Raw genomic sequence first — 11,089 nt, 5'->3', positions numbered from 1 at the left:
ATGTGCATCTTCATGAACTTCTCCCCCTGTACGGTTCCATCGAAATCCACCTCAGCGTGCAAAGTCTATTGTACCATCAAATCTCCCGCGGCCAATAGAAAAGCTACAACGCCGGCAAACGAGCGGGGCGGTCAAACCCACCCGCATGTTAGTCTCCCTTGCCTGACGGCTTTGCGTGTCCGGGCTTCGCTTTCGGCGGCTTGTTGTTCCGCTCATGCGCCGCCGGATCCGGCCTGCCATGCGGCGATTCTATAACGGGCCTGTCTTCGCCAGGGCCTTCTTCGCCGCGCCCGCCCTTGTCGCGCTTGCTCTTGCCGCGCTCTCCGTCTTCATGCCCGCCCTTGCCATGCCCTTTGCGCGGATGCGGCTTGTCGTCGTCCCGCGTGCGGTCCGCCGGCGGCTCGTCCCGCTTCGCGGGCGGCTTCTTCGGATTGCCGGGGGCTTTCGGAAACGCCATCACGGGCTCCCCTTGAAGCGCTTCGCTCATCAGCTTCTGAAAGACGGCCGCAGCGGCCTTCGACGTCGTCGTCAAATAGTGGCTGCCGTCCGTATGATCATAGCCGAGCCACACGGCTCCGACCAACTGCGGCGTATACCCCACGAACCAGTTGTCCTTGACGCCTTCTCCATCGGTGCCCGGCATTTCCGTCGTTCCGGTCTTGCCCGCGACAGGCCGGTCTCCGAGGGCGGCCAATTCGCCCGTTCCTTCGCGCACGACGCCTTGGAGCACCGCGGTCATCGTCCTGGCGATCGACGGCTCGGTCGTCTTCACCGGCGCCAGCTCGGACGCCGGCGGTTCGTTCGCGCCGTCGGCGGTCTCGATGCGGATAATCGAATGGGCGGGCATTCGTGTACCGTCGTTCGCGAATACGCCGAAGGCTTCGGCCATATCCAGCGGCGATACGCCTTCCTGCAAGCCGCCGAGCGCCAAGCCGAGCGTTCTGTCCGCGTCCGTCAGCGCAAGTCCGAATCGCTTCGCCGCTTCCATGCCGGCATCGATGCCGATTTCGTTCAGCAGCCGCACGGCCGGAATGTTGTACGAATGGACCACCGCGTCATAGATGGTCACTTCGCCATGGTACCCGCCGCCTGCGTTCCGCGGACGGTAGCCGCCGAAATCGACCGGCTCGTCCAACAGCTTGTCCTCCGGCGTGAAGCCGCGTTCGAAGGCCGGCGCGTAAACCGAAATCGGCTTCATCGTGGAGCCCGGCTGGCGCTTCAGCTGCACCGCGCGATTGAAACCGCGGAACGGCTGCTTGCCGCGTCCGCCGATGAGCGCCCGGATCCCGCCGTCGCGAGGATCGACTAGAACGGCGCCGCTCTGAATGAGCTGGTCGGACGTACTGTCCGGGAACGCGGATGCCTGCGCATAGACGCGCTCGGCAGCCTGCTGCATGTTCGGATCGAGCGCCGTGTAAATGCGCAGCCCGCCGTGCAGCACCTCGTTCTCCGTTAGTCCGTACCGTGCGGCCGCTTCGCGAATGACGGCGTCGACGTAATACGGGTATTTCAGCGCTTCGGCATCGATCTGCTTCCCGCTGCGCAAGCCGAGCGGCGCATGAATAGCGGCGTCATAAGCTTCCGCGGTGATCGCCCCCTGTTCCTTCATGAGCTGCAAGGCGGTATCCCGCCGTTCCTTCGCTTGATCCGGATGCGCGAACGGCGACAACGCGGAAGGGGCTTTGATAATGCCCGCCAGCATTGCCGACTGCGACAGCGTCAAGCGGTCGACGCTCACGCCGAAATAAACGTCCGCCGCCTTCCCGATGCCCCAGGCTCCTTCGCCAAAATAGATTTGATTCAGATACATCTCCATGATTTCCTGTTTGTCGTAGGACTGCTCGATCTTCTCGGCAAGCAGCAGCTCCTTCCACTTCCGTGTCCAGGTGCGTTCTTGCGACAGGAAGACGTTCTTGGCCAGCTGCTGCGTAATCGTGCTCGCGCCCTGCACCGTCTTGCGATTCGTCAGGTTGGTCAGCAGCGCGCGGCCGATTCCCCGGAGATCCGTTCCTCCATGCTCGAAGAACCGCTTATCCTCCACAGCGACGACCGCATCGATCAGATGCTTCGGCATATCGTCATAGCTTACGGATTCGGACATGCGCTGCGCTATGCGCATGGCTTCCTGTCCATTGCGGTCATAGATCAGCGTCGCTGCGGGCAGCGGCTTCTCGAGCAGCGATACATCCTGCTTCTCGACCAGCAAGCCGAAGACGGCCCAGCCTGCCGCGGCAAGCAGTCCACCTGCGATGATCAAAGCAATGAACGTCCGCCATGCTTTATGCTTCGATTTGCGTTTCGATTTGCGTTTCGATTTGCGTTCACGATTCCGATGCGGGACCATATGCTTCGGATGGTTGTTCTGCGATTCGTTGTATGTGGGTTCCATGCCTCTGCCTCCATGCACGTTCGGTCAATCGACTTTCGACATGGATACATATTCGCAGCGCGCATCCGATTTCAGTACGTTCGGCCTAGAAGGAGCGGCTGCCGGTCCCGTGAAGGCTCCTCCCCGGCTCCCGGCCTAGGGCGGAACGCAGCAGCGCCGGTGGTTCCGGTTTTTGCTTTGACGCCAGCCCTGGCTTTAGATTTGGATCTGGTTATGTCTCCGGATCTTACTCTTTTTTCACTGCCAATTTCACTTTTTCGCGATATTTGGCAGGTATAAGAGCAGCTGCTTTACGAGGTACAATAACTGTCGCCTTTGCATGCACGATTGCTTTTGCGGAAACCTTTGCTTTTGCTGCCGCTATTGCCTTTCCAGCCGCTTTTGCTTTTCTCGCCGATCTCGCTCTCGCTGTCACGCTCGCCGCCGTTTTCGGATACGCCTTCGCATATCGCCGGATTCGACGGAATACGCCGGAATCGGTATGCTTGCGGAACAGATACGGGTCCGGACTTGTGTTAACCTCCAATATCCATGGATGCAGCGATTCGTCCATGGCGACGTCGAGTCCGATTTCGTACACGCCGGGATACGCGCGCTGCATCGTTTCGCCCGCCTGCACGCCAAGATCCGATAGCGAACGCAGCTTCGCCTCCACCTGTCCCGTGTACGGACGCAGCAGCTTGTTGGCCATGACGAGCTTGCCGCCGCCTTTAATGTTCGTAACGACCTTGTGCTTGGCCGCGACTCTCCCGATGATGCCCGTCGTTTCCCAGCGGCGGCCGGGCGAGAACTGCGCCATGACCCGGATATCGAACCTTCTGCCGTTATGCTTGAGCAGCCGGATGCCCTTCTGCACCAGATACCGCTTGCCGCCGGTTTGGGACCGAATCGACTTGTACATCGCTCCGTATCGGTCGAAAGAACGACGTTTCGTGCCAAGGTGATACCGATACCCGCTTCCTCGCCGTTCCACGCGCATAACGCCTTTGCCCCATAACCCGTATTCGGGTTTGATATAGACCATGTCATATCGCTGCAAGTAACCCAACAGCGTGTCTTTCGTCATGATTTTCGTATCGGGCACGTACTTGGCTAAAGCCGCATGCTTCTGCATAACGATCGTTTTGCTCCATTTGCTGCCCACGTAACGCGTCATCGAACGGATTCCCCCTTCCATCTCGTCGGAGATGCAACAGCCTGTAACAACCTATTCAGGAGAAGCGTTCGAATTGATAGGCAGGTATGATGGCAGGTCAAATATCATTGCAGGACAGCGGCTGTGGCCCCGCATGCTTTGCATTTAGGATAGGACTTCGTATCAGGGGCGGCATGTACATTGGTATAATGGCTTCTATTATCGGCATCCTTCAGGCACACCCTGCGTCAATCCGGTTTACGCAATCTTCATGAACGGAATGCTGTTTGGCAGACTGCTCGATCTGGTAAACTTGCTGTGTTCATGGCGAGACATACGAGGGAAACAGACGGAGGAGAGAAACCGTTGAAGCGTTTATTGGAACTATTCATCGTATCGGCGCGGCTCGGGCTGACGTCGTTCGGCGGCCCTGTCGCGCATTTGGGCTATTTTCATGACGTCTATGTCAAGCGCCGGAAATGGCTGACGGAAGAAGCTTATGCGGATTTGGTTGCGCTGTGCCAGTTTCTTCCCGGCCCGGCGAGCAGCCAAGTCGGCATCGCGATCGGCATCGGGCGCGCCGGGCTGCTGGGCGGCATCATGGCCTGGATCGGGTTCACGCTCCCGTCGGTCATCGCGCTAATGGTATTCGCGGCGGTACTCGGCGAATTCGACATACAGCATGCCGGCTGGCTGCAAGGCCTCATGATCGCGGCGGTCGCCGTCGTGGCGCAAGCGGTCTGGAGCATGGGAAGCAAGCTGGCTTCGGGAAGAACGCGCGGCTCGATTGCGGTTATCGCCGCCGCAGCCGCCCTCCTGCTGCATTCCGCCTTCGCGCAAGTCGTCATTATCGCGGTGTCCGGACTGATCGGATGGCGATTGCTCACAAGCGATGTTTCGCGTACAGTTCAACCGTTTCATGTGCCGATAAGCCGTTCCGCGGGAATCGCGTTTCTGCTCGCCTTTGCAGCGCTGTTGATTGGACTTCCGCTGCTGCGGGCTGCCGGTCATCGTCAAGCGCTTGATCTGTTCGACAGCTTCTATCGTGCGGGAGCGCTCGTGTTCGGCGGCGGGCATGTCGTCCTTCCGCTGCTGCAGCAAGCCGTCGTGCCGACGGGCTGGGTGAGCGACAGCCAATTTCTGGCGGGCTATGGCGCGGCGCAGGCCGTGCCCGGACCGTTGTTCACGTTCGCCGCTTATCTCGGGTATGTCTCCGATCCTTCGCCTCATGGAATCTTTGGCAGCTTGCTGGCGGTTGCCGCGATCTTCCTGCCCGCCTTTCTGCTCGTAGCGGGCGCGCTGCCGTTCTGGAATGCCATTCGCGCCAAGCCCGGATTCCAGTCCGCGCTTGCCGGCATCAACGCTTCGGTCGTCGGCATGCTGATCGCCGCCCTCTACGACCCGATCTGGACGAGCACGATCGGGACGCCGGCCGATGTCTGTCTTGCGCTTGCGGCATTCGGCTTGCTGACGATCTGGAAGCTGCCGCCGTGGCTTGTCGTCGTTCTCTCGGCGGCAGGCGGAACGGCGATCGCTTATTTCTGATCATGCGCAGGGAACGAATCGGTTCCATCGCGACGACCTTCGAAATGGATAAATGTCAAGAGACGGTGAGACATTAAATTCGTTTCCACCCGAGGGAAGCAAGCTTACCAAAGGGGCGTCTGCAATGAGTCCGAAAACAGACAGACTATCCATCGCCGCGCTCGGCGGCGTGCAAGAAATCGGCAAAAATATGTACATCGTCCAATATAACGACGACTTGATCGTCATTGACTGCGGATCCAAATTCCCGGATGAAAGCTTGCCCGGCATTGACGTCATCATCCCGGACATCTCGTATTTGATCGAGAACCGGAAGCTGATTCGCGGGCTGATCGTCACGCACGGACACGAGGATCACATCGGCGGAATCCCGTACGTCATCAAGCAGCTCGATATGCCGATCTACGCGACTCGCCTGACCCTTGGACTGATCAAGTCCAAGCTGAAGGAACACGGTCTGCTCGGGAGCACGAAGCTGCATGAGATTAACTCGAATTCCACGCTGGTGCTCGGCGCGATTCCGATCCGATTCTTCAGCACGAATCACAGCATTCCCGACTGTCTCGGCATTGCGTTCCATACGCCGCAGGGCGTCGTCGTCCATACGGGCGATTTCAAATTCGATTTGACGCCGGTTAACGCGCAGTATGCCGACATTCACAAGATGGCCGAAATCGGCCAGAACGGCGTGCTCGCGCTGTTATCGGAGAGCACGAACGCGGAGCGGCCAGGGTTCACCCCGTCGGAACGAAGCGTCGGCGAGCATATCGAAGAGGCGTTCAAGAAAGCCGAAGGGAAAATATTCCTGTCCACGTTCGCCTCGAACGTTCACCGGCTGCAGCAAGTCATCGATGCGGCGGAATTGACGGACCGCAAGCTCATCCTCCTCGGCAGGAGCATGATCAACGTCGTCGAGATCGCCTCCTCCCTTGGCTATTTGCGGCTGCCCGAAGGGATGCTCGTGGAACCCGAAGCGTGCAACCGTTACGCCCCGCACGAGCTGGTCATTCTGTGCACGGGCAGTCAAGGCGAATCGATGGCGGCATTGGCCAGGCTGGCGAGCGGCACCCACAGGCAGATCCATGTCGCGCCCGGCGACACGGTTATTCTGGCATCGACGCCGATCCCCGGGAACGAGCGGAACGTCGGCAGGATCGTGGACAATCTGTTCGAACGGAAAGCCAAGGTCATCTACGGCTCCGGATCGGTGACGGGCATGCATGTTTCCGGGCATGCAAGCCAGGAGGAGCTCAAGCTGATGCTGACGTTAATGAAGCCGAAATACTTCATTCCGATCCATGGCGAATACCGGATGCTCCATCAGCACCGCCAGCTGGCGGAATCGGTCGGCGTGGATCCGGATCGCATATTCATCGTCAGCAACGGAGATGTCGTCGACATTATCGGATCATCGGCCCGGAAGGAACGGAAAATCCCAAACGGCAATACGTTAGTTGACGGACTCGGGATCGGAGACGTCGGCCAAATCGTGCTCCGCGACCGTAAAGTACTGTCCGAGGACGGTATCCTGATCCTCGTCGTATCCATTGCCAAGTCGGACGGCAAAGTAATCTCCGGTCCCGACGTCATCTCCCGCGGATTCGTCTACGTACGCGAATCCGAAGGTCTGATGGAAGAAGTGCAGCGGATCGCCTTGGCGACGATTCTGCGCCTGCAGGAGTCGAATACGGTGCAATTGAATGCGTACAAGCAAACGCTGAAGGACACCATCGGCAAGTTCCTGTTCACGTACACTAAGAGACGGCCGATGATCATTCCGATCATCATTCAAATCTAACGGGCATGCATCCTAGCGGGCAGTCGGCGTTCGTATCCTGGAACGTCAACCGCCCGTTCTTTATGGACTGCACTAGACATTCGCCGCCGGTCAAATCGCCGATCAAGCCGTTCTCGCTTCCGGTAAGACGGCTAATATACGCGCGGCTTGAAAAACGCGAGGGGCCCGCTTCGTCAGGTCATAGGCGTGCACAAGCCCTCCTTGAACATCCTTCACGCGAATCCGGCGCTGGGTAATACGGCCGTTACGATCCAAATAAATCATCGCCACGATTGCTCCCACGTACTTCTCTGGCATGCGCAAGCCCCTCTCCGATATCAACCGTTCGTATGCATCTATCATAAAACAGAACATTTGTTCGCGTCAATAACCGAACATGCGGAAGCAGGAAAATGGGCGAAGCTTGTAGAATGGGGAGATCATCCAAACCTTACAGCGCAATGGAGGAACTCGATGATCACAGTTGTCAGACACGGACAAACCGACTGGAACAAGGAAGGGCGCCTCCAAGGCCGCCAAGGACTGCCGCTTAATCGTGCCGGAAGGATGCAGGCAGAATCCTTGCGGGCGAAGCTGGCTTCCGTTCATTGGGATTATGTATTCGCCTCGCCGCAGGAGCGAGCGTCCCAAACTGCGGAGATCGCGACAGGATTGAAGCCCATCATCGATGCCAGGCTGGATGTATTCGACCTCGGCCAAGCGGACGGCATGCACAGGAGCGAAGTCATCCTGTCCGGTCATGTGCCGGATCCCGGTCGTTATGAAGGCGTTGAAGACATCCAAGCCTTCATCGGGCGAGTATTCGATTTCATGCGAGAGCTCGAAGCCAGGCACGGAGAATCCGAGGATAATATTCTCATAGCCGGACATCGATGTACGACGGGATGTATCGGTGCTTATTTCATGGGGATTCCGGAAGACGGGAACATATTGAAATACGCTTCGGCAAACGGATCGTTCAACACCTACCGTTTCTCATCCAATCCGAGCTGATGCACGGCTCCCTCTTCCGCTTTGAATGAAGGGCCCGGACACGCCGCTTTCTATATGGCGCCAGCCGGGCTCTTATTCGTGCTGCCATTCATCGTTTCCGCGCGCAATTCTAGCAAATATGCGCTTGATCGTACAATTGGCCGGATCAGATGCTAGATTCGCGGCATATGATAGAGTCGTAAGGAGGTGATTGAATATGGCTACTGTATTGCCGCTCCAATATTTCAACATCGGACCAAGCATCGGAAAATCGTACTTCGAAGATTTGCAAGGCGGAACGAACGCGACAGTCACGGTGAACAACGAAGGTACTTTCCCGATCGATCTCGTGCTGACCCGCGTCAATGCGCCTCTTACCACCTACACGATTCCCGCCGGTTCAAGCCTCACGCTCGCGGTCGGCTTGCTTCTGGTCGCTGCGCTGCTCACTTCGGCCGAAGGCGGAACGTTCGGCACGATTCGACTCGCGGTAGACAGTCTCTGATCGTACGCATAATTCCGGCCGATCTCGCTTAACTGCGGCGAATCGACGCGACAAACAAGGCTGCCTAAGGCAGCCTTGTTTGTCTTTATATGCCAAGCTTGTACCTACAGTAATTTCGCGCGGTGCAGCACGGCCATGATCCGGTAGAAATCGTAGCTGCCGCCGTTCGGCGTATCGACCACATGCTCCTTCACGGCCGCGTCGATCGCCTCCTTGGCCCAATCGGGAATGTCCGCCATTTTTTGCAGCGCTTCGAGCTGCGCGGCGCGCTGCTGCAGCGCAAGCATCGCCTGGTTCTGCCTGTCCAGCTCTTCCTTTAAGGCATTGTTACCGCTTGTCAGCTGCTTCACCGCCGCCTGGAGCGCGTCGAATGCCTGTTTTTCTTCCGCCGTCATCGGCTCCTCCTCCTCTTCCTCCGCATCGTAGACCGTCAAATGATCGGCATTCATGATCGCGATGATCGTCTTCGCGTAATCCGGTGCCGTCGCATAACCGCAAGCCTGCAGCATGCGCGCCTGCTCCTCCGGCGCCGCCGCGTTTCGTACGGCCAAGTACCGGCTTTGTCCGAACAGAATATCCTGGTCCTTGTAGAAATCGTAGATGCTGTCATACGCCCGGAAAGCCGCAACGATCTTGATCCTCTGCCCGTTGATCACTTCCCAAGTGCTCTTGTTTACGACCTCGCCTTTCCAGAACCCGTTCGGCAAGCCGCCGCCTGCTTTGTAGCCGCCCAGGTTGTTCCAGGCCGGGATGTTCCCGCCGGTTTCCAGCCAGCTTTGCGCCATGCGGACGGACGGGTACATCAGCGAACCTTCGGCGCGAAGCCGCTTCGCGATCGGACCGATCAAGGCGTAAAACGATGGTTTGTCCAACCTTGCCACCTCCTCGCAACGAGCCATTATCCGGCTGCTCTATTCATATGCGGCCGCAGGCAGGAATGAACGCGCTTCAGCCCATGCGGACGCCGCTCCGGGACGAACGCCCACCGGCATCGGAGCATAAGATGGAGCAGCACCACAACGCGTTATTCGAAAGGGAGGATTCAAGTGGAATTACACTTAGTTCCGCTGCACTGGGTATACCTCGCTTTTATCGTGCTTATCCTCGGCGTGCTGATCAGACGGCGGGATACGACGCTCGTGTGCGTCGTCGGGATTTTCGCCCTCGGATTGATCGCCACCGACAGCTTGAGCGGTTCGGTCAGCGGGATCTTCAACAGCTTTATATACGCGACCCAGGAATTGATCGGTACCATCTTCATCATCTCGATCATCGTGGCGATGAGCCGCATTCTCATCCGGACGGGCATCAATGAGATGATGGTCGCGCCGCTGACGCGCTTCCTGCGCACGCCGGCGCTTGCGTTCTGGGGCATCGGCCTCATCATGATGGTAACCTCGTGGTTTTTCTGGCCGTCTCCGGGCGTTGCGCTCATCGGCGCCGTCCTGCTGCCTGTCGCCGTCCGGGTCGGCCTGCCTGCCCTCGGCGCAGCCATGGCGATGAATCTGTTCGGCCACGGCATCGCGCTCTCCGGCGACTATATCATTCAAGGCGCGCCTAAGCTGACGGCCGATGCCGCCGGACTGCCGGTTGCGAGCGTTATGGAAGCCAGCGTTCCGCTCGTTATCGTCATGGGCGTCGTTACGACCGTCGCCGCCTTCTGGATGATGCGCAGCGACATGAGGAAAGGCAAATGGCGGGACGGCCTTGTCGAAGGCCGAACCGCCGCGGCGGCCGCGGACGAAGCGCGCATTGCGCTTCCGCACCGCTGGAAGCAGGCGCTCGCCGTCGTCATTCCGCTGCTGTTCATCGTCGACGTCGTCGGCATGTTCGCGCTTGATTTGCAGGGCGGCGACGCGACGGCGCTCGTGGGCGGCACGGCGATCTTCATCCTCCTCCTTGTCACCATGCTCGCCCACCGAAACAAAGGACTTGAGCAGACGACCGAGTATTTAATCGAGGGATTCCAGTTCGGATTCAAAGTATTCGGGCCGGTTATTCCGATCGCTGCGTTCTTCTATTTGGGCGATTCCGCGTTCACGGCGCTATTCGGCGCCAATGCGCTGCCGGAAGGCTCGCAGGGGATTGTGAACGACCTTGGCGTCGCGCTCGCCAACCATGTGCCCCTGAACCAGGCGGTCGCCTCGGTGACGCTGACCGTGACAGGCGCCATCACCGGACTGGACGGCTCGGGCTTCTCCGGCATCTCGCTCGCGGGCTCCGTCGCCCGCTTGTTCGCAACCGCAATCGGTTCCGGCGCCGCAACGCTGACCGCCCTGGGGCAAGTCGCCGCGATCTGGGTCGGCGGAGGCACCTTGATTCCGTGGGCGCTCATTCCGGCCGCTGCCATCTGCGGGGTCAGCCCGTTCGAACTGGCGCGCCGCAACTTGAAGCCCGTACTGATCGGCCTTGCGGTAACGACGATTACGGCCATGTTTCTCGTATAGGCAGATTGCAGCATACGAATGCTGAAGCGTAGGCAGTGGCAGGCAGGATACTATGCGAAGAGTGGAAGATAGTATGCGCCGGGCGACCAACTTACAGCGAGATGAATCGTGCCGTCATGGAGCGTACAGAACGAGATGAATCGTGCAGTTATATATTGCATGGAACGATGAATCGTGCAGTCTTGCAGCGCATGGAATTAGAAACTTCGCGCAAAAACACGCAATTACGAATAACATTCGAACAATAATGTATGTGTCAATTGTCTGAGAGAATGTCACCCTAACTGTTCTGTGAAAA

General features: G+C 58.5%; 8 protein-coding genes. 5 read left to right on the top strand and 3 right to left on the bottom strand.

Annotated elements, in window-relative coordinates; genetic code table 11:
* Positions 1-148: 148 nt before the first annotated feature.
* Both GXP70_RS12035 and GXP70_RS12030 read right to left on the bottom strand, forming a co-directional pair.
* Positions 149-2,389 carry a transglycosylase domain-containing protein gene (locus tag GXP70_RS12035; RefSeq protein ID WP_225442771.1) on the bottom strand — a complete coding sequence of 747 codons (2,241 nt, stop codon included), beginning with the start codon at positions 2,387-2,389 and terminating at the stop codon, positions 149-151.
* Between the two features lie 226 nt (positions 2,390-2,615).
* The gene (locus GXP70_RS12030) at positions 2,616-3,545 is read right to left on the bottom strand and encodes a YheC/YheD family protein (protein WP_162356941.1); all 930 of its coding nucleotides are present in this window, start codon (positions 3,543-3,545) and stop codon (positions 2,616-2,618) included.
* A gap of 345 nt (positions 3,546-3,890) precedes the next feature.
* Between GXP70_RS12030 and chrA the strand changes: the two genes are divergently transcribed.
* The 4 genes from chrA to GXP70_RS12010 all read left to right on the top strand — a co-directional run bounded on the left by chrA (position 3,891) and on the right by GXP70_RS12010 (position 8,344).
* A complete protein-coding gene (gene chrA, locus GXP70_RS12025; RefSeq protein ID WP_318652426.1) occupies positions 3,891-5,069 on the top strand; it encodes a chromate efflux transporter in 1,179 nt (392 codons plus the stop codon).
* A gap of 124 nt (positions 5,070-5,193) precedes the next feature.
* A complete protein-coding gene (locus tag GXP70_RS12020) occupies positions 5,194-6,867 on the top strand; it encodes a ribonuclease J (protein ID WP_162356937.1) in 1,674 nt (557 codons plus the stop codon).
* A 453-nt stretch (positions 6,868-7,320) separates the two neighbouring features.
* Entirely contained in the window at positions 7,321-7,860 is a 540-nt protein-coding gene (locus GXP70_RS12015) for a histidine phosphatase family protein (RefSeq protein ID WP_162356935.1), read from the top strand.
* A 196-nt stretch (positions 7,861-8,056) separates the two neighbouring features.
* Positions 8,057-8,344: a hypothetical protein gene (locus GXP70_RS12010; protein ID WP_162356933.1), complete on the top strand. Its 288-nt coding sequence runs from the start codon at positions 8,057-8,059 to the stop codon at positions 8,342-8,344.
* Positions 8,345-8,448: 104 nt separating this feature from the next.
* Here the strand turns inward: GXP70_RS12010 and GXP70_RS12005 are convergent, their stop codons facing one another.
* Positions 8,449-9,216: a glycoside hydrolase family 73 protein gene (locus tag GXP70_RS12005; RefSeq protein WP_162356931.1), complete on the bottom strand. Its 768-nt coding sequence runs from the start codon at positions 9,214-9,216 to the stop codon at positions 8,449-8,451.
* A 174-nt stretch (positions 9,217-9,390) separates the two neighbouring features.
* Between GXP70_RS12005 and GXP70_RS12000 the strand changes: the two genes are divergently transcribed.
* Positions 9,391-10,791, top strand: a complete 1,401-nt coding sequence (locus GXP70_RS12000) for a hypothetical protein (RefSeq protein WP_162356929.1) — start codon at positions 9,391-9,393, stop codon at positions 10,789-10,791.
* Positions 10,792-11,089 lie beyond the last annotated feature (298 nt).

It is taken from the genome of Paenibacillus lycopersici, assembly GCF_010119935.1.
GTDB lineage: Bacteria > Bacillota > Bacilli > Paenibacillales > Paenibacillaceae > Paenibacillus_Z > Paenibacillus_Z lycopersici.
This window is presented reverse-complemented; position numbering and strand designations above follow the sequence as displayed.